General features: G+C 54.0%; 19 protein-coding genes. 4 read left to right on the top strand and 15 right to left on the bottom strand.

Features of this window, described 5'->3' with window-relative positions:
- Positions 1-6: 6 nt before the first annotated feature.
- Entirely contained in the window at positions 7-771 is a 765-nt protein-coding gene (locus JJQ72_RS16905; RefSeq protein WP_208204410.1) for a sirohydrochlorin chelatase, read from the bottom strand.
- Complete coding sequence (locus JJQ72_RS16910; protein ID WP_138224590.1) at positions 771-1,061, bottom strand: YerC/YecD family TrpR-related protein; 291 nt, start codon at positions 1,059-1,061, stop codon at positions 771-773. The genes JJQ72_RS16905 and JJQ72_RS16910 overlap by 1 nt, the downstream gene beginning before the upstream one ends.
- Positions 1,062-1,372: 311 nt before the next feature.
- On the opposite strand from JJQ72_RS16910, the gene JJQ72_RS16915 reads away from it, so the two are divergent.
- Positions 1,373-1,933, top strand: coding sequence for a hypothetical protein (locus JJQ72_RS16915; protein WP_208204411.1), 561 nt, complete (start codon positions 1,373-1,375; stop codon positions 1,931-1,933).
- 200 nt (positions 1,934-2,133) lie between these two features.
- Here JJQ72_RS16915 and JJQ72_RS16920 read toward each other — a convergent pair whose 3' ends face one another.
- The 5 genes from JJQ72_RS16920 to JJQ72_RS16940 all read right to left on the bottom strand — a co-directional run bounded on the left by JJQ72_RS16920 (position 2,134) and on the right by JJQ72_RS16940 (position 6,511).
- The gene (locus tag JJQ72_RS16920; RefSeq protein WP_138224588.1) at positions 2,134-2,508 is read right to left on the bottom strand and encodes a YrhK family protein; all 375 of its coding nucleotides are present in this window, start codon (positions 2,506-2,508) and stop codon (positions 2,134-2,136) included.
- Positions 2,509-2,590: 82 nt separating this feature from the next.
- A complete protein-coding gene (gene corA / locus JJQ72_RS16925) occupies positions 2,591-3,547 on the bottom strand; it encodes a magnesium/cobalt transporter CorA (RefSeq protein WP_208204412.1) in 957 nt (318 codons plus the stop codon).
- A gap of 77 nt (positions 3,548-3,624) precedes the next feature.
- Complete coding sequence (locus JJQ72_RS16930) at positions 3,625-4,614, bottom strand: inorganic phosphate transporter (protein ID WP_138224586.1); 990 nt, start codon at positions 4,612-4,614, stop codon at positions 3,625-3,627.
- Positions 4,615-4,630: 16 nt separating this feature from the next.
- The gene (locus tag JJQ72_RS16935) at positions 4,631-5,245 is read right to left on the bottom strand and encodes a DUF47 domain-containing protein (RefSeq protein WP_208204413.1); all 615 of its coding nucleotides are present in this window, start codon (positions 5,243-5,245) and stop codon (positions 4,631-4,633) included.
- 162 nt (positions 5,246-5,407) lie between these two features.
- Positions 5,408-6,511 (bottom strand): DUF3048 domain-containing protein, encoded by a 1,104-nt coding sequence (locus tag JJQ72_RS16940; RefSeq protein WP_243896158.1) that lies wholly within the window; start codon positions 6,509-6,511, stop codon positions 5,408-5,410.
- A gap of 283 nt (positions 6,512-6,794) precedes the next feature.
- Here JJQ72_RS16940 and JJQ72_RS16945 point away from each other — a divergent pair, with 283 nt between their 5' ends.
- A complete protein-coding gene (locus tag JJQ72_RS16945) occupies positions 6,795-7,334 on the top strand; it encodes a DoxX family protein (protein ID WP_208204414.1) in 540 nt (179 codons plus the stop codon).
- Positions 7,335-7,429: 95 nt separating this feature from the next.
- Here JJQ72_RS16945 and JJQ72_RS16950 read toward each other — a convergent pair whose 3' ends face one another.
- The 3 genes from JJQ72_RS16950 to ilvA all read right to left on the bottom strand — a co-directional run bounded on the left by JJQ72_RS16950 (position 7,430) and on the right by ilvA (position 10,119).
- The gene (locus JJQ72_RS16950) at positions 7,430-8,257 is read right to left on the bottom strand and encodes an alpha/beta hydrolase family protein (protein ID WP_138224582.1); all 828 of its coding nucleotides are present in this window, start codon (positions 8,255-8,257) and stop codon (positions 7,430-7,432) included.
- 147 nt (positions 8,258-8,404) lie between these two features.
- Positions 8,405-8,686, bottom strand: coding sequence for a hypothetical protein (locus JJQ72_RS16955; RefSeq protein ID WP_138224581.1), 282 nt, complete (start codon positions 8,684-8,686; stop codon positions 8,405-8,407).
- A 164-nt stretch (positions 8,687-8,850) separates the two neighbouring features.
- Positions 8,851-10,119: a threonine ammonia-lyase IlvA gene (ilvA, locus tag JJQ72_RS16960; protein WP_208204415.1), complete on the bottom strand. Its 1,269-nt coding sequence runs from the start codon at positions 10,117-10,119 to the stop codon at positions 8,851-8,853.
- 261 nt (positions 10,120-10,380) lie between these two features.
- Between ilvA and JJQ72_RS16965 the strand changes: the two genes are divergently transcribed.
- Complete coding sequence (locus tag JJQ72_RS16965) at positions 10,381-10,887, top strand: DUF3231 family protein (RefSeq protein WP_208204438.1); 507 nt, start codon at positions 10,381-10,383, stop codon at positions 10,885-10,887.
- A gap of 51 nt (positions 10,888-10,938) precedes the next feature.
- Here the strand turns inward: JJQ72_RS16965 and JJQ72_RS16970 are convergent, their stop codons facing one another.
- Positions 10,939-11,550 (bottom strand): alpha/beta hydrolase, encoded by a 612-nt coding sequence (locus JJQ72_RS16970; protein WP_208204416.1) that lies wholly within the window; start codon positions 11,548-11,550, stop codon positions 10,939-10,941.
- A gap of 1 nt (position 11,551) precedes the next feature.
- Entirely contained in the window at positions 11,552-12,496 is a 945-nt protein-coding gene (locus JJQ72_RS16975) for a ring-cleaving dioxygenase (protein WP_208204417.1), read from the bottom strand.
- A 558-nt stretch (positions 12,497-13,054) separates the two neighbouring features.
- Here JJQ72_RS16975 and JJQ72_RS16980 point away from each other — a divergent pair.
- Positions 13,055-15,190, top strand: coding sequence for an alpha-amylase family glycosyl hydrolase (locus tag JJQ72_RS16980; RefSeq protein WP_208204418.1), 2,136 nt, complete (start codon positions 13,055-13,057; stop codon positions 15,188-15,190).
- A gap of 144 nt (positions 15,191-15,334) precedes the next feature.
- On the opposite strand, the gene JJQ72_RS16985 is transcribed toward JJQ72_RS16980, so the two are convergent.
- From JJQ72_RS16985 to JJQ72_RS16995, 3 genes are all read right to left on the bottom strand, one after another.
- A complete protein-coding gene (locus JJQ72_RS16985) occupies positions 15,335-17,371 on the bottom strand; it encodes a methyl-accepting chemotaxis protein (RefSeq protein ID WP_208204419.1) in 2,037 nt (678 codons plus the stop codon).
- 146 nt (positions 17,372-17,517) lie between these two features.
- Positions 17,518-18,360: a sugar ABC transporter permease gene (locus JJQ72_RS16990; protein WP_138224574.1), complete on the bottom strand. Its 843-nt coding sequence runs from the start codon at positions 18,358-18,360 to the stop codon at positions 17,518-17,520.
- On the bottom strand, positions 18,360-19,673 hold the full coding sequence (locus tag JJQ72_RS16995; protein WP_138224573.1) for a sugar ABC transporter permease: 1,314 nt from the start codon (positions 19,671-19,673) through the stop codon (positions 18,360-18,362). The genes JJQ72_RS16990 and JJQ72_RS16995 overlap by 1 nt, the downstream gene beginning before the upstream one ends.
- Positions 19,674-19,701 lie beyond the last annotated feature (28 nt).

Genomic DNA, 19,701 nt, shown 5'->3' on the forward strand with positions numbered 1-19,701 from the left:
CTGTATCTATAATTTCAAAGATTTCAATAGGCGCTCCACCTGCTTCAGCATCCACTCGGCAAGACGCGGGTGCGGCAGCAGCGGTTCACCGGAATAACGGCAGGGAAGTCCCTCCAGCCGCTGCGGAATGACATGGTCGGTAAAATACCCCTTACTTAAAAAAAGCGGAGACACGATCACCTCGTACCCTCGCTTTTGCCACGCTTCAGCCTTCTCCCGCACATCGCCGGGATTGAGCAGCGCCCAATCTGTCTCAAGACCGCTAACCTCGGTCACCCGCTTCGCCAGAGAAGCCGCAATCTTCTCCCAGCGCCGCCAGAACAGCTCATGCGGACTGCCATGGCCCACCATCAGAATGACTTCTTCCGCGGGATTCACGGAAAGGGAACGCACCTTATCCCACACCATAGCCGCGGTATCCGCACCATCATCGAACGGGTCCCCGAAATGAATCCGGGCCTGCACCCGGAAAGGGTCCAGATCGGTTTCCATATCTGGCTCCGGCTTCGCGCCAATCGCATAGGCGATCTCGTCCACATGCGTGCTGCCGGAGGAAATGAACAACGGAATAACCAGCATGTCCGTGACACCCTGGCCCTCCAGCAAATCAATCCCGTCCTGTATGAGCTTCCCGTCTACGAGCTCCAGATAAGAGGCACTCACCGGCAGATGGCAGCGCTCCGCCATCGCGGTCACCGCCTCCTCCACCAGCGCTACCCAGGACGGCTCCCGGGAACCGTGGCTGATCACTAAAACTCCCGGCTTCATCATTAGCGCCCCAAGCGCTCCAAAGTCATTTTATACCCGTCATTGCCATAGTTTAAACACCGCTTCACCCGGGATATCGTCGCCGTGCTGGCGCCCGTCTCAGCTTCAATCTGGTTGTATGTCGAACCCTTGCCCAGCATCCGGGCCACTTCCAGGCGCTGCGATAAGGATTGGATCTCGTTCACGGTGCACAGGTCGTCAAAGAACACGTAGCATTCCTCTACATTTTTCAAGGTAAGAATAGCTTCGAATAATTGATCGATGCTTTTATCGTCTAATTTTTTTAATTGCACTGGATCATCCCCTACAGTTACTTGTACGCCATTTTATTGTACCTGAGCAGGCCCCGTCTTTTCAAGCGTTAACGGTTTCACGCGCTGAAGAGCTGCCCTTGAACCCTTCTCCAGAGCAGGAAAAATGAACCATTCATTTTTTCGCCAACAGGCCTTGGCAGTCTCTTCCACAGCCCCGCAGCTCCTACGCCCGTTCCTGGGCAGGCGCCTGTTTAGCGCCATTCAAGCAGCAATCAGGGCATCCGCCCAGTACATTAGCCCGCCTAGCTCATACAGTGTACTAAACCAACCACAAAGGAAAGTGATAAAGCATGTCAGGACATCAGCATTATTATCATCATCCCAGAAACGCTTCCTCCCGCTCCTTGAATGAGTCCCTGCCAGCGTCATCCTATCCCGGTGTTGAAGCCCAGGCCTATCCTGATTACTCCGCTGACGCGGGAACGTCTGCCTACTATCCGTATTCGGTTCCGGCCCAGCCTTCTATAGCGCCGATGGAGCCCATGTCCAGCCTTCCGGCCGTGACCACGCCTCAGCCTGCTGCCGAGACCGGCAGCAGCAGCGGATTAGCCGGACTGCTTGGAGGACTGAATCTCAGCAACCTGGATCTCAAAGGCATGATCGAGCGGATGGGAGGCGTCGAGGGGCTTGTTGCCAACATTGGCAAGGTCCAGAAGGTAATGCAGAGCGTACAGCAGCTCGCGCCCATGATGGCTGTATTTTCGAACCTCCTCAGCAAAAAAGGGTCCGACAGCGACGCCGTCAGCCCCGGGGGCTACGACACCGAGTATGTACCGCGCAGACGCCGCACCCGCCGCCGCAAGAAAACAGGCAGCCGCCGCAAAGGCACCGGCAAACGCAAGCGCTCCTAGACTAGATTTTATGCTAATTCACCTTGGCCCCGTGAACCGGCTGCCTGAGTGCTCAGCACAGCTTCAAGCAGCCGGTTCCTGCCGAGGCCGAAATGACAAGGAAAGGCAGGCCTCTGAATCGCGATCACCCCTGCATAAGCATACGGTCTCCTTTTAATGCTATAATGCTGCCTCATCCGCATGATCCCAATATGCACTCTTTACCGGCTCCAGCCCGCTCCATTCGGAGCTCCCTCATCATGCCCCTTCTGCTGCAGCTCCTTTAGCCGGAACCAATAGGAGACGCGCAGCCCGGATCTGAGCAGCATCATAATGCTGCCGACCAGATAGAGCACGACGGGAATATCGGTGTCGGTGTAGAACATACTGATGCTGCCGGCAATGAAGAAGAACCCTGTCACGATTTCACTGAGCACCATGCCGGTTTCGTAGCGATTGGTTACAGTAATCCTTCTTTTGCGCCGGGCCGCCTCGGCCAATCTTCGTTTCATTCGCGCCCGCATGGGCGGTATATGATGAGCGTCAGCTGAATGAGAGCCTGCACCCCTCGGGTTCAGCTTGTTGTCTTGCTGCATGATCATCCCTCCTACTCCTGCTTACCCCTGACAGAAGCACTGAACCGGATTTTCTGCAATTGCTCGATATGGCGAAGCCTTTTTACTTGAACCAGCCCCGGCGCAGAAACCAGAGTACCATACTGCCGCCGAGCAGCAGCATAAGCAGCAGCACCGCGGCGTATCCGAATGGCCACTCCAGCTCCGGCATTATTTCAAAGTTCATCCCGTAGATGCCTGCAATCAGCGTCAGCGGCATAAAGATCGTCGTGATCACCGTGAGGGTCTTCATAATATTGTTCATCCGGTTGGAGTTAAGCGATATATAGCTGTCCCGCAGATCTGACGTCATTTCGCGGTCGGCCTCAATCATGTCGGTGAGCTTCAGCAGATGATCGTACACGTCCAGAAAATACGCCTGATGGCCATGGCACTGGACATGCTGGGAGTTGACCACCCGGTACAGCAGGTCCCGCATCGGAACGATGGTGCGCCTGAGCTTCAGCAGCTTGGAACGAAGCTGGAACACCTGCTGCATCAGGCTCTCCAGCGATTCCTCCGCACTCTGGCTCTCAATGTCCGCCAGCTCATCCTCAATCGCAAACAGGCTGGGAAAATACTGATCCACCAGCTTGTCCATCACCGTATAGGCGGCAAAGGTCGTGCCGTTCTCGGTAATTTTTCCTTTTTGCGCCTGGTCACAAACGCGCTTCCAGGCTTCCTCCACCTCCGGCAGCGGAGACATATGAAACGACACGAGCAGGGTAGACGACAGGAAGAAATCGACCTCCATCGCCTCCAGCGTCACCGGATCCAGTCCATGCAGTACGAGAAACTGCACCTTTCCATAGTAATCCAGCTTGGGCCGCTGGATCATGTGCAGACAGTCCTCCACCGCGAGCGGATGGAACTGGAAATAACTTTCCAGCAGCGCCGACTCCTCCGGCACCGGTGCAACGAAATCCACCCACACCCAGGCGTAATCCTCGATATTCAGCGCCTCCAGAGGCAGTCCGATCACCGCCTGGTGATCCCGCGTTACCGCTAATGTACGAATCATCTCTACTTCCCCTTCCCGGCATGAAAAAAGCCAATCCTCTGATTGGCTTCATCCTGTTCCTGTTCTCTCTTGATGCTCTAAAATAACAGCGTGACGAGCAATCCGGACAGCAGCGCTGTAATCGGAATCGTAATAAACCACGTGATCACGATCCGTCCTGCGAGGGACCACTTGACGGCAGAGAACCGTTTCGCCGAGCCTACCCCCAAAATCGCCGAGGTAATCGCATGGGTGGTGCTGATCGGCAAATGCAGCAGCGTCGCGCCAAAGATCACCGAGGCCCCGGTGAAATCCGCGGCGAAGCCGTTGATCGGCTCGATTTTGAATATTTTGGTACCCATCGTCTTGATAATCTTCCAGCCGCCAACCGAGGTGCCGAGCGCCATCGCCGTTGCCGCCGACAGCTTCACCCAGAACGGAACCTCCATCTCCTGCAGCCTATCCGAGGCCACCAGCGCAAATGTAATAATGCCCATCGCCTTCTGGGCATCGTTCGTCCCGTGCGTAAACGACTGCAGGGCGGCGGTGAAGATCTGCATACTCCGAAAGCCCTTGTTCACTGTATGCGGACTGCGCTTGGCGAAGATCACCTTCAGCAGCTGCATGATCAGGTAGCCGCCGATAAAGGCGATCAGGGGAGAAAGAATCAGGGCGAGAATAATGTCCCGGAAGCCGCCGTAATTAAGTGCATCACTGCCCGCCCCTGCGAAGACACCGCCGGCCAGGGCGCCGATCAGCGCATGAGAGGACGAGGACGGAATCCCGAACCACCAGGTGACCAGGTTCCAGATGATGGCGGCAATCAGGGTGGCGATCACAATCTGAATTCCGTTGTCGAGCGTGGCCGGATCTGCCACCTTGCCGCCAATCGTCTTGGCGACCCCCGTGAACATCATCGCTCCGACGAAGTTCATGGAGGCCGCAAGCAGAATAGCCGTCCGCGGCTTCAGCGCGCGGGTCGATACCGAGGTAGCAATCGCATTCGCGGTATCGTGAAATCCGTTAATAAAGTCAAAGGCCAGCGCCAGAAATACAACCAGGCCCAGCACGAGCATACTAGTTTCCATGATCAGAAAGTACTCCTTACGAATTGCGCATAATGATAGATTCCAGCTTGTTCGCCACGTCCTCGCAATGATCCGTGGTCGTCTCCAGCCGTTCATAGATCTCCTTGCGCTTGATCAGCTCAATGGGATCGGTAACGGTAGCAAACAGCTCCTTGGTGCAGATGCGCAGCAGCTCATCACCCTGGTTCTCCAGGTCGTTCAGCCGAATCGTAAACTCCCGGATCGCCAGCAGCTTTTTCTGGGAAAGGAGGTGTACTGCCTTTTGAATCTCATAAGCACACTGCCGCAAAATTTCCGCGAATTGAATAATATACTCGTCGGGCTGTCCCAAATTGTACATATAAAATCGCGAAGCTGTAGACTCCAGACCGTCCATGACATCATCCAGCGTCGTAGCCAGCTCCATAATATCGTCGCGGTCAATCGGCGTAATGAAGGTTTGATTCAGTCCGGTAATAATCGTATGCGTGTAGGAATCACATTCAGACTCATATTGCTTCATCTGGTTTGCGAATGCCAGCACATCCTGCAGATTCGTAACGTGATACGAGAAATAATCTGCAGCCTGCACCACGGTGTCGGCCATATTATCCAGATTCTGGAGGAATATATCCTTTTTCTTTGTTCTCATTCTTGCAGCTCCTTTATGGAAAATAACCCTGAATATCTTATCACATCTCCATAGTCCTGTGTATGCAAAATCATGGTATTGAAGCGTAACTATTTACATATGATTTGACATTCTATTTACCTCATTTTTATATGCGGTTTACATGCCTTTTCATGCCCTTCATCAAGGATTGGAAATGGTCACATGGCTTGCAAACGAAGGGGAGCTCGGGACAATATTGAAATAGGTCGTACCCGGGTAAAAAGGAACCTCCTTGCCGTCCTTGAGGAAGCGGATCACGTCCCCTTGTTTGCGGCTCCACTCTCCCTTAATCACCTTGCCCTTGCGGAACAGCATCGCCTCTCCGCCCTGCTCCAGGTTTACAGCCAGGCGGCCCACCTCGTCCAGCACTTTATGCTCGGCACTCAGTACGACAACATTGGCAGCCTCCAGCACGGCATTGTTGTTCTTGTCAATATGCGGCTGATTGTTGATGGAGCGCTTATACGTTCCGGTCTCCTCATCATACGTATAGCCTACATTATAGCTGCCCAGCAAAAAGGTCAGATCCACGCGGATGGCCGGCTCTCCTTCAGCGTCATCCGCCGGGGCGGCTGCATCCAGAAAGTCATACTCCGGTACCTCGCTCTCCTGTGGATAACTGTGCTTCAAGACGGCTTCTCTTAATTTTTCTTCGCTCGTGTACAGATTATGCGGAGCCTTCCGGTCGGTGGTACGCCAAAAATAGGCGCCCGCGCTTCCGATTTCATCGAGATCCTGCTTCTTCTGCCTTTGAATGATGGCGTAGGCCTCCGGACTTCCGCCGGCATGCACCAGCACCCCGTCATAGCTCTCGCCGATATCGATCAGGTAAGGCCGGATGCTGCGTACCGGCCCAATCTTCTCAATGCCTGTCTGGCTCTGATAGATTGCAATCAGCCGCGTTATCCCTCCCTCCGCCAGCACCTCATACACAAGATCTGCCTGGCTGAGGCCGGACTGGGGCCGGGCCGCCGGGGCATTGTTCATCATGACTGCAAGCGGACGGCGATCCGACGGCTGCTCCAGGCCTTGTCCCGTCAGCGGCGCAGTGAAGGCGCTGTTTGCTTCCGGCTGCTCCTCAGCAGCAGGCGGCGTCTCTACCGGCTGTTCCACCGCGGGCGGCTGGACCGGCTCCTTCACCGGCGGGCTCTCTGTCGCCTGATCGCCGCTGCAGGCGCTCAGCATAAAGGCTGCGGTAATCCCTAGCAGCATAGTAGTCACTTTACCTTTACTTGAATGCTTCATGTACGTTTCCCCCTATATCCAAGGCCACTCCCGATGGCCTGACAGTAACCGTTCTCATACCCATTTAATCACAAAATACCGGAATTGTCTGTTCCTTCCCGGCAGGTCAAAGAAAGTCAATCCGCGGCTGTAACGGGACACTCCAGGTTCAATCAGTCAAGCCGTTATTTCTTCAGTGCGTGTGATCTATGTCACAGCTCTAGTGATTTTTTTCACTTATAATAAAGACATGAAAGAGAGCAGCACCTGATCCGCGAATAATCCAATACAAGGAGTGGTTCATATGTTTAATCAATGGCTGAGAGAAAACAAGATTGCAATGTGGATGCTGACGATTATCCGGGTTTACATCGGATATCAGTGGCTGACGGCAGGCTGGCACAAGCTGGTGGGCGGATTTAATGCACAAGGCTTCCTGCAAGGGGCCATCGGCAAGGCTGCCGGCGACCACCCGGCGGTTCAGAGCTGGTGGGCGGCCTTTCTGGAGTATGGGGCAATGCCTGCAGTCAAATTCTTTAACATCCTGATCCCGCTCGGTGAATTTCTAGTCGGTCTCGGACTGATCCTTGGCACCTTCACCACCTTCGCGGCACTAATGGGACTGGTGATGAATGCCGCGTTCCTGTTATCGGGCACGGTGAGCACCAATGTGCAGATGCTGCTGATGGAAGTGCTGATCATTGTCGCTGCAGCGAACGCCGGCAAGATCGGGCTTGACCGCTTCCTGATCCCTTACCTGCGCGGCTTGTTCCGCAGAGGCGGGAAGCAGCAGCCCGGAGACGGCATCCACTTTTTTAAGAAGCAGCCGGGACGTACCGGCTAGAGAGAGAACAAAATACAGCAATCCGGACCCCAAGCGGAGTCCGGATTGCTTCTTTTATCGTATACGGCTCCGCTGAAGATGAGCTGGCATTCGCTTTAGATGCTCCAGTGCTGCCAATCCTGCTGGATCTGCTCCAGCTCGTTCAGCCACTCCCGCGTTCGCTTCAGCAGCTGGGCACGGGGTTCTCCGGCAGAATACGTATGATCTGCCTGGAATATGATCTCTTTGTCGCACCGCCCCACAGGACGGGTCCAGAAGACCTTTTGGAACAGGAAGGCGTAGTCTACTGGAATCACCTCATCCGACGTACCATGAATAACGAGCACATCGCCCCCGAACTTCACAGCCTCCTGAAACGGCTGGCCCGCCGCCAGCGATTCGAAGAAGCCCGGGGTCAGGTCATAACCCAAATAGTCGGCTGCGCCCTTTTGCACGGAGGTATCGTATACCTTGCGCCCGGTGATGTTTACAATGTCATGAAACGGATAGCCGACCGCTGACCACAGTACCAGATTTTTTACGCGGCTGTCACGCACCGCTGTCTGCAAGGCCACCGCACCTCCAAGGCTGTGTCCAATCAGCGTAATGCGGGCAGGATCTACATCAGTAATGCTTGCGCCGTAATCCAGCACCGCCCGGGTCTGCGAAATCATCGACTCCAGCCCTTGAGCGCCGTAGCTGCCTGTGCTCTCTCCGCAGCCAATATAGTCAAAGCGGATAACCATATAGCCATCCTCCGCCAGCTCCCGGGCTGCCTTTACGAACAGGCGGTCCACCCCAATCCGGCTGCCCACAAAGCCATGGCAGATGATCGCCAGCGGCACCCGCCGGCAATCCTTGCGTACGTCCTCCTGCTGTACCGGGTAATGTATGCTTGCTGTCAGCTCTTCCTCACCATGTCGAATTGCAAATTGCCGCTCCATAACCATGCCTCCCCCTATTGACCACCTATATATGGATAATTCCGATAAGTTTAATATGAATTAATTAAAATTATCTTAGCATCCCTTTTAAACAGGTGTCAATGTCTAACAAGGAATCTTTAGGCTGCGGCAGGTCACCGGTGAAGCTTACTCGTAGCTGCGCTTGAACATGGAGTGGGTCTCGGCTCTCCCGTTCCACTGGTGGATCCACTCGCTCTCCTGTGCCGAGCCTGTCCACAAATCTGCCGCCATGCTGCTCTCCGGTGTCCCGACCTGGTTCGGCTCAGCGTCATGGGCTCCCTCTGCTGTTCCTGACGCCATACCTTTTCCAGAGGTCTGCTGTGTCGCTCTCGCCTGTTCCGCCCCGCGAGGCTCTAATGCTTCATCCTCCCGCAAAGGCTTCTGTACGTTAAATTCATCATCGAACATGCTGATCTTCCTTTCGTGGATCGTAATGTGGGAATATCTTCAGGTTAGTGTTAAAAAGAACCGGGGAAATTATTCACTGTCCCCAACCGCACGAAAAAAACCTCAGGCGCCATACAAGCTTGAGATCAACTTGTATGGCGCCTGAGGAGCTGGCTGCGCCGTGCTTAAATCAGCAGGTTGAACAGATTCATATTCTTGTTCAGCTCGGTATACTCCAGACCCTTGCGATTCATCCGCTCAATGAGCGGCGTATAATCCTCCGGGTGCAGCAGCTCAATGCCGACAAGAGCCGGACCGTCTTCCTTGTTATGCTTTTTCGTATATTCGAACCGTGCAATATCATCATCCGGGCCCAGCACATCCTCCAGAAACTCACGCAGAGCTCCGGCGCGCTGCGGGAAGTTAATCATGAAGTAATGCTTGAGACCTTCATAGATGAGCGAGCGCTCCTTGATTTCCTGCATCCGGTCAATGTCATTGTTGCCGCCGCTGATGATACAGACGACATTTTTGCCGCGAATGTGTTCCCCGTACAGATCCAGCGCGGCTACGGGCAGTGCGCCGGCCGGCTCGGCTACGATCGCCTGCTCATTATAGAGGCTCAGAATAGTCGTGCATGCCTTCCCTTCCGGCACCATCACAATATCGTCCAGCTGACGGCTGCAAATATCATACGTCAGATGTCCGACCCGCTTGACGGCTGCGCCATCCACAAACTTGTCGATTTCCTGAAGCGTGACGACCTGGCCCTGCAGCTTGGCCTCACTCATGGAAGCGGCCCCGAGCGGCTCTACGCCGATCAGCTTCGTGTGAGGACTGACCGTTTTGACATAGGTAGAGACTCCAGCTGCCAATCCGCCGCCGCCAATCGTAACAAACATATAATCTGCCGGCACGTCCAGCTCCTCCATAATCTCCATCCCGATCGTTCCATTACCGGCTACGATTCGCGGCTCGTCAAAGGGGTGGATAAACGACATGCCCTGCTCCTGGCACATCTTGATCGCTTCCTCGTACGCATCATCGAACGTATCGCCGATTAACAGCACCTCGACACTGCTGCCTCCGAACCGCTTCACCTGCTTCACCTTCTGCTTCGGGGTGGTGCTCGGCATATATATCTTACCCTTGATATGAAGGACGTTACAGGAAAAAGCGACACCCTGTGCATGGTTCCCTGCACTCGCGCACACGATACCGGCTGCACGCTCCTCCTCACTCAGGCTGCGAATCATATTGTAGGCGCCCCGGATTTTGAAGGAACGCACGACCTGCAAATCCTCCCGCTTCAGATACACATTGCAGTCATACCGCGCTGACAGCACCGCATCCCGCTGCAGCGGGGTGCGCACGATCACCTCGCGCAGCACGTGGTGTGCCCTTACAATATCCTCCATACCGACCGCTCTGGCCGTCGTATTGGCTTCATCCATGATCACATTCCACTCCACTCTATACACCCGGGTCCCCAAGGCCTGTGCGCCTTCGGGGTGCCCTGTCTGTTTAGTTTACTGTCCTTTATTGTACCACTTTTGGCCGTCCTCCCGGGTGCTTTTCATCAAAATTACACACCTCCACAGCACACCGCAGGAAGATGCCAGCAGGACCCGCACATGATTGAGGCTTGCCGAGGCTATACTAGGGCTCGGGAACAGATCAACCACATCAAAACGATGAAGGAGCTAATGAAAACTATGGGCATTCTGGACGGTAATCCGAAGGACGAGCCGATGCATTACGGCGAGGTATATGGCGTGTGGATGGCCTCCATGGGCGCAAAGGGGATGATCTCCTGCTATCAGGCCTACATGAATCATGCCGGCGATAAAGAGCTCAAGCATTTGCTGAGCGAGATGCTGGAGATGGCCCGCCTGGAATCCAAAGAGCTGGATGAGCTGCTGACAGAGCAGGGGATCGTCCCGCCACCGGCGCTGCCGGAGAGACCGGAGGTGCACTGGGAGGACATCCCTGCAGGCGCGCGCTTCAGTGATCCGGAGACGGCCGCCAAGCTGGCAGTGGACTGCGCTGCCGGTCTTGCAGCCTGCAGCATGGCTATGGGACAATCCATCCGCGAGGATATTGCAGCTCTGTTCGCTAAATACCATACAAAAAAAGCCGCGCTCGGCCTTAAAGTGCTGCGCATGAACAAAGAGAAGGGCTGGCTGATTCCGCCGCCGCTTCACATTCAACGTTCAGAATAGAAGCAAGCAGGGCCTCCCTCAATGTAGTTCTGAGGGAGGCCCTGCTTCTATTTACAGCTTATTATGCAGCCATGCCGCCGCTGCGTCCACCTCGGTCCGGCTCAGCTGGTGGCCGCCCGGCTCCCAGTGGAGGTGCACGTCCGCGCCGGCTCCAGACAGCAGACCCTGCAGCTCCTCACTTTCCTCCGGCGTGCACAAGGGATCCCGCTTGCCAGCCGCGATGAACACCGGCACACCGGACAAGTCCGGGAGTGCGATGCCCCGCCGCGGAACCATCGGATGGTGAAGCATGGCGCCTGCCAGCGCATCGCCATAGTGGAACATTAAGCTTGCAGCGATGTTCGCCCCGTTGGAGTAGCCTGCCGCAACAACCTTGCTGCGCTGAAATCCATACTGCTCTGCTGCTGCATCAAGGAAGGCGTTCAGCTCACTCGTACGGCGGATAAGGTCCTCCTCATCGAATACTCCTTCCGACAATCGCCGGAAGAAGCGAGGCATTCCGTTCTCCAGCACATTGCCCCTTACGCTCAGCACGCCAGCACCGCTGTGAAGGAGGTCTGCGAGTGGCAGCAAATCCTGCTCATTACCGCCGGTGCCATGCAGCAGCAGCAAGATCGTCGCTTCTGGCGATGCGCCTTCCTTATAAATGTGATGATGCTCCATCTCACGCACCTCCTTTCAGTACACGCACCTCTACTGGAGTAAGGCCGCGCTCAATCTCTTGACGGTGAGGCTCATACCATTCCGGCAGCATGAGGCGCTCACCCAGGGTCTCTTCCGATTCATCCTTCGCAAATCCCGGAGGATCGGTCGCAATCTCGAACAGGATGCCGCCCGGCTCGCGGAAGTAGACCGCATTGAAATACTGACGATCCACGACCGGTGTCGGGTGAAGCCGCTGTTCTTCCGCCTCACGGCGGAACTGCTCCTGCTGTGCATCATCGGCTGCGCGCCAGGCAATATGGTGCACCGTTCCCGCTCCCCCCCGGCCCCACTCCATCTCGTTCCTGTTCATATCGATGATCTGGCCTCGGTCGCCGGCTGCCTGATACCGCACCCAGCCCCCAGACTCCTCTACCTGCTGGAGACCCAGCGGTCCCTGCAGCACCTCCGCCGTGCGCTGGGGCTTCATGCTGAACAGTACCGCTCCCGCAAAGCCCTTGATAGCCTCCTTCACCCCGATCCCGTCGAAGGTCCAGCGGCTATCCTCGCCTGACTTGCGCTCCGTAAGCTCCAGCAGCAGGCCCGACGGATCATGGAAGCGAACGTACACATCTCCGAAGCGGGTCGTTTCCTCATTGGCAATCCCAAATTGCTCCAGCCGGGATTTCCAGAATTCCAGTGCTCCTGAGGGCACTGCAAAGACCGTAATTCCGACCTGTCCTCCGCCAATACTTCCCCGTCGCGCGCCCTCTTGCGGGAAGAAGGTCATAATCGTTCCGGGGCTTCCCGTTTCATTCCCGAAATAAAAATGATAGACCTGAGGTGCATCAAAGTTAATGGTCTTTTTCACCAGTCGAAGCCCCAAGACACCCGCATAAAAATCCACATTGCCCTGCGGATCCTGCACAAAAGATGTAATATGGTGAATTCCTGATGTTCTAGGCATGCTGCTTCTCCTCCTCAGAGCTAAATATATTTTCAGTGTAGTTATGCTTAATTTATATATCTTAATATTAAGATATTAACGAGATATTTGTCAATGCCATGAGGGATTCTTCGCCCATGGACCAGAAGAATATATAAGAGGCCTGTCTTAGGACAGGCCTCCTTCTAGTTCTATATCTCTATACACGTACGTGTTCCCCCGTAACAAGACCCATTATAACAGAGCGCTGAGATGCTGTCAGCTGATATTTTGGAACTATTCACAAAAAAATCTTCAGTAAATTAGACAGACCTACAGTTTCTTGACTTTAAAATGATTGACAATGTATACGCTTACTTATAAAATAAACCTACACACATTCATAACTAGGTTAATTTGAGGGCCCTGCTTTCAGATCCATTTCAGGTGATGAAACAACCCCGGTATCTCTTCCCGAGACGCCGGGGTTTTTTGTGGTCCATTTTTAAGGAGGTGAGGCAGCGACGCTTGTTTGAGCAACCGATTGCACCAGGAGAACTCCTGGAATTTTGAAGATTAAAGAGGAGGCTTTTTAAGAAAATGAAGAGATGGACTCGGTTTACCGCTGCCTTCACACTGTCGCTCTCTCTGGCCTTGAGTGTCATTACACCGGCTCAGGCTGCACCAGACACCTCGGTGACGAACAAGCAGAATTTCAGCACGGACGTGATTTATCAGATTTTTACCGATCGCTTCTCGGACGGCAATGCAGCTAACAACCCATCCGGATCGGCATATAGCGCAAACTGCTCCAACCTCCGGCTCTATTGCGGGGGAGACTGGCAAGGGATCATTAACAAGATTAATGATGGCTACCTGACCGGCATGGGCATTACCGCGATCTGGATTTCGCAGCCGGTGGAGAACATTTACAGTGTCATCAATTACTCCGGAGTAAACAATACCGCTTACCATGGCTACTGGGCCCGTGATTTCAAGAAGGCGAACCCTTACTACGGCACCATGACCGAATTCAGCAACCTGATCTCGGCCGCGCATGCCAAGAATATTAAGGTCATTATCGACTTTGCACCGAACCATACTTCACCTGCCTCATCTGATCAGCCTTCCTTTGCCGAGAATGGCAAGCTCTACAACAACGGCACTCTGCTGGGAGGCTACACCAACGATACGCAAAATCTGTTCCATCATAACGGCGGCACCAACTTCTCCTCCACGGAGGACGGGATCTACCGCAATCTGTATGATCTCGCGGATCTGAACCATAACAACAGCACGGTGGACAAGTATCTGAAGGATGCGATCAAGATGTGGCTGGATCTTGGCATCGACGGAATCCGTGTCGACGCGGTCAAGCATATGCCGTTTGGCTGGCAGAAGAGCTTTATGGCTACTATTAACAACTATAAGCCGGTCTTCACCTTCGGTGAGTGGTTCCTCGGCACCAATGAAGTCAGCGCGGAGAATCACCAATTTGCCAATGAGATCGGCATGAGCCTGCTGGATTTCCGCTTCGCACAGAAGACGCGGCAGGTGTTCCGTGACGGTACGGATAACATGTACGGCCTGAAGGCCATGCTGGAGGGCACGGCAGTGGACTACGCCCAGGTGGATGATCAGGTCACGTTCATTGACAACCATGATATGGAACGCTTCCAAACCGGCAGCAACCGGAAGCTGGAGCAGGCGCTGGCCTTTACCCTGACCTCACGCGGCGTACCCGCCATCTATTATGGAACGGAGCAATATATGGCCGGCGGGAATGACCCGAACAACCGGGCCCGCATCCCTTCCTTCTCCACGACCACAACGGCATACAATGTCATCAAAAAGCTGGCACCGCTGCGGAAATCAAACCCAGCCATTGCCTACGGCTCCACCCAGGAGCGCTGGATTAACAATGACGTCATCGTCTATGAGCGCAAATTCGGCTCCAGCACGGCTGTCATTGCGATCAACCGTAACCTGAACACCTCCGCCTCCATCAGCGGAATGGTCACCTCGCTTCCGGCGGGTACGTATAGTGACGCGCTGGGCGGCTTGCTGGGCGGCGGCTCGATTACTGCCGGCGGCAGCGGCACGGTCAATGCCTTCACTCTGGCTGCAGGCGCAGTGGCAGTATGGGAGAAGACCTCTGCTCAATCCACTCCGGTGGTTGGACATGTCGGACCGATGATGGCCAAAGCCGGCACCACCATCACCATTGATGGCCGCGGCTTCGGCGCAGCCAAAGGAACTGTGTACTTCGGCACGACAGCTGTCACCGGAAGTGCCATTACATCCTGGGAGGATACCCAGATCAAAGTGAAGATTCCAGCTGTCACGCCGGGTAAATATAATGTCCGTATCGGGAATGCAGGAGCCGTTCAGAGCAATGTGTACGATAATTTTGAAGTACTGACCGGAGATCAGGTCACCGTCCGCTTCATTGTTAACAACGCGACCACAACGCTCGGCCAAAATGTATACCTTGCCGGCAGCGTCAGTGAGCTGGGCAACTGGGATCCGGCGAAAGCGATCGGACCACTGTACAACAAGGTCATCACCCAATATCCGACCTGGTACTATGATGTCAGCGTACCGGCCGGTGCAACGATCAGCTACAAATTCCTGAAGAAAAACGGCTCTACGGCTACATGGGAAGGGGGCAGCAACCGTACGTTTACCGCTCCAGCCTCCGGCACGGCAACCGTCAACGTCAACTGGCAGCCATGATGAGATGAGCATCATCTAGGCTCTAGCTCCGGCAATGAATAATCTCTAATACAACCAGCCCCCTGGGGTGCAAACCGGTGAAGCCATCCACCGATTCGCCCCGAGGGGGCTGGTCTTTTGTTGTGTATAATCCGAGTGGCTTTTCTATGTTCTAAACTTCACCAGCGATTCCTTCAGCTGCTCCGACAGCTGCTCCAGCTGACCGGACAGGCCCACGAGCCGTTCGCTTACTTTATGCTGCTGGGACGCCATGGAAGCCACCTCCTCGGTCGCCGCACTGCTCTCTTGAACGATCGAGGCCGCCGAAGCGATCGAGCCGGTCAGTTCCTGCTGAGCATCTAGCAGCTCCTGAATGGAATGCGTTGAGCCCTGAATTTCAACCAGGAAGTGATCCATCTGCTTCTGCACATTATGAAATCTCTCCTGTGCTTCACCTACCGACTGCAGCTGCTCATCAAACAGCGGAGCGGAGCGATTCAGTGTTTCCACGGTATGCTGGACCCCCTCTTGAATTTCCCGGGTCATGCCGGCAACGGTATGAATCGAGCGCTTGGAGGAATCCGCCAGCTCCCGAATTTCATCCGCCACGACCATGAAGCCCTTGCCCGCTGCTCCTGCCCGGGCAGCTTCAATCGTCGCATTCATGGATAAAATATTCGTCTGCTTCGCAATCTCATTCATCAGCTCCAGGATTTTGTGGATCGAGGAGGCTTTGTCCTTCAGCTGCTCTGCACGCTGAACCATCTGCTGATTCACCTGATGGATCTCCTCCGTTTTTTCTACCAGATGATGCATATGACGGCTTCCTTGGCCCGCAACCTGCAGCACCTGGTCTGCCGCTTCCTGCATCACCTCATGAGACTGCGTAACCCGACCCATCTGAACCCCGATATGCTCGGCCAGAGCATTTTCATTCTCCGCCTGCTGGCTGAGGCTGCCGGCCCCCTGAGCGACCTGCTCCATGGCCGCCGCAATTTCACCAGCCGTCTGGGAGGTCGAGCGGGATACATCGGCCAGCTCCTCCGCAGTAGCCAGCACCTGTACGGCTGAAGCCCGGGTCTGATTAGCCAGGCCCGAAATCTGCTCCATCATCCGGTTAAAGCTCAAACCCAGCCTTCCAATCTCATCCTGCCGTTGTGGAAACGAGGTCCGTACCTGCAAGTTGCCCTGTTCTCCCTGCTCCATCAATAAGCACATATCATTCAGCGGCTTGCCAACATGCCGCATCATGAACCACCCGAGGAGCAGGGCAATCCCGATGGCTGCCGCAATGACTGCTAATGTCACCCATAACAGCTTGTCCGCCGCCTGCAAAAAATCATCCGTCGGTGCATATCCCGCCAGCACCCATGGCGCTGTGCTCATGGCTTCTACCACGACCATTTCATCCTGGTCCGTATAAAAAGCTCCCTGCTCCGCTTCATCCTGCTGCGGGAGCTCAAGATCAGATTGGCTCATCAGCAGCTGGGCATCCGGATCATGGACGATCCGTCCTTCCGCTGTCACCATACGGATGCTGCCGCTCTCGCCGATCTGAATATTGGACAGCATGTCTCCGATCGCCCGTTCCTTGACGTCAATCACCAGCACATAGGTGGCCCGTGGGAAGTTGAGGTTCTTCAGCAGCCTTCCCATGCTTATCGATGCTTTCGTTTCATTGGCCATAAAGCCTTTGATTTCTGTCGGGAACCATACTACCTGCCCATTCGCCTTCACAATGTGCTCCATCTTGGCCTGTATCGCTTCAGAGGAGGTCGTCCCGGAGGAGCCTACCGAGCTGTAGGAGGTCGAGGTGCTAAGATCCAGTGACACCAGGCGCACCCCCTGCAGCTTGCTGTCCATCTGCACAGCGCCGTTCAGGCGCTCCCGGATCCGAGCCTCGGCGGCTGTCTTGTTCACAATGCTCACTGCAGGATCGCTGACAATAACCAGATCCTCCCTCAGCAGAGTATCCACAGCCAGCTGCTTGGAGATTCCTTCATATTGTGAGAACAGAAAATCCACCTTGTCCGCTGCCTGAGCCAGCTGTCCGGCGGTCGCCTCCGACACCTGCTCCAGCACAATGCTGCGGGAGACAGAGAGCGCGACCCAGCCCAGCACCGAAGTGAGCAGCAGCACTGCTGTAAAAAAGATCATAAACAGCTTCATCCCGACCGACTTGAATTGTAAGCGCTTTAACATACTCGTATGTACCCCCGATTATTTAGAATTATGCATAAAGAGACACAGCATCTTGTACGCTGTGTCTCTCCATGATGTCGCTTATGCCAGTATAGTAAGCTCTATTCAACGTTATAGGCGTTGTCGTAAGTTCACGATGTCTTTCCTTATCCCTTGCTCGCGCCGGCAGTCATACCATCCACCAGCAAGCGCTGCAGGAAGACGAACAGTATCGTAATCGGCAGGGCAATCAATACAGATGCAGCCGCAAACAGCGTAAAGTTACTGTTCTGCTGAGAGTTTACGAGATCCCACAGTCCAACGGCCAGGGTCCAGTTTTCTTTCGTCCGCAGCACCAGGCGGGCAAAGATGAAGTCCACCCATGGACCAACGAATAAGGTCAGACCCATGTACGTAATCATCGGCTTGGAAAGCGGCAGAATGATTTTTCGGAAAATCTGGAAGTTGGTAGCTCCGTCAATCTTGGCGGCTTCATCCAGGCTCCGCGGAATGGTATCCAGGAAGCCCTTCATAATTAACGTTCCGCCTAGCGGCGCACCCGCCGCATACACGATGATCAGCGCCATATGCGTGTTCAGGAGATTCAGAGAATTCAGCAAAATGTAAATCGCAATCATACTCATGAAGCCCGGGAACATACCCAGTACGAGAATCGTAGACAGTGCGTTCTTCCGTCCCTTAAAGCGGAAGCGGGAAACCGAGTAGCTGGTCAGAAGCACGAGCAGCGTACCGATGACCATGGATAGCACGGCAATTTTTAACGTATTAGCATACCAGGTCGTAAACATAAAGGTGTTTGAGGTAAACAGCTCCTGGTAATGGCTCAGGGTAAAGGCTTCCGGAATAAATGTCTTGCTATACAGCGACTTTCCGGGACGGAAGGAAGACAACACGACCCAGGCAGCCGGATAAATACAACCGATGGCGATAATCACGAGCAGCAGGTAGCTGAACGTCAGGCGAATGGTGTTTTTCAGCTTGATTCCCATTATTGGATCATATCCTCCTCTCGGAACGATCTGGAACGACGGTAGTTGTAAATCGAGAAGCTGGCGATAATCAGGAAGATAATGATGCCGACCGCGGACGCCATATTATAGCGCTGCTGATCCAGTGTCAGCTTGTAGAGCCAGGTGACAAGCAAATCGGTAGCTCCGGCATACTGATAGTCGCCGACGACCGGGTTACCGTTGGTCAGCAGGAAAATCGCATTAAAGTTATTGATGTTACCGGCGAACTGTGTGATCAGCACGGGTGCTGTCGAGAACAGGATCATCGGCAGAGTAATAATTCTGAATTTCTGGTATCCGCTTGCCCCATCGACTTCGGCAGCTTCATACAAATCCTTCGGAATTGTGGTCAATACACTCATGATCAGCAGCATGGATACAGGGATGCCGACCCACATATTAACGACGATAACCGTAACCTTTGCCCAGAAGGGATCTGTCAGCCATGGCAGGCCATTTAAACCGAAGTATTTAAAATACTGATTAATCGGGCCGAATTGACCGTTGAACAGATTCCGCATCACGAGCAGGGAAATCAGCTGTGGAATTGCATAAGGAATAATCAGGATGACACGCCACATGCCTTTGAAGCGAATGCCTTTTTGCTGAATGAGCAGGGCAACGAGCATGCCTCCGAAATAGGTCGTAACTGTGGCTAGCACCGCCCAGATCAGCGTCCAGGTTAATACGCCATAGAAGGTATGGCTCCATGATTTAAGCGCTACCAGGCTGGTAAAGGTTTCAAAGCCGACCCAGTCCACCAGCTTCGCCGGAGGCAGGTTATTCGGCGCTGAATAGTTGGTAAATGCCAGCATGACCATGAATATAATCGGCATCACCGTAAAGAACAAAATGCCGAATGCAGGCAGCGTCAGAAAGGATTGTGCAAATTTAACTTCAAAAATATAGTTAAGGGTGTCTTTCATCGTGTTGGGCTTCTCGCCCAGATCCCTTTGTTTTCCTGCGTTATAAGCGTTCTTGATGTTTGCGTAATAAGCGATAAGATACAGAGCAAGCAGAATCAGAACAATCAGCCCTTCAATCAGGAGATTGATGGAATGATCTCCCGGCACCAGCTTGGTCAGGCCATCCACCTTCTCAAAGCGGTTGCCTTGCTCTCCCAGGGTTGTAATTCCCCACAGGGCATCTCCCAGATTGTTAAAGAAAAAATAAAGGCTTCCCGCCCCGATCACAGTTAAAATAATGCCTTTCATCCATTGACGATTATACAGTTGGCCCAAGCCCATACAAACTGCTGACAATATGGCTGCGATCATTCGATGTTGACGCATTCTCCATCCATTCTCCTCTCCGTATAAT

The organism is Paenibacillus sp. F411 (assembly GCF_017582705.1).
In the GTDB taxonomy this organism is placed as follows: domain Bacteria; phylum Bacillota; class Bacilli; order Paenibacillales; family Paenibacillaceae; genus Paenibacillus_AQ; species Paenibacillus_AQ algicola.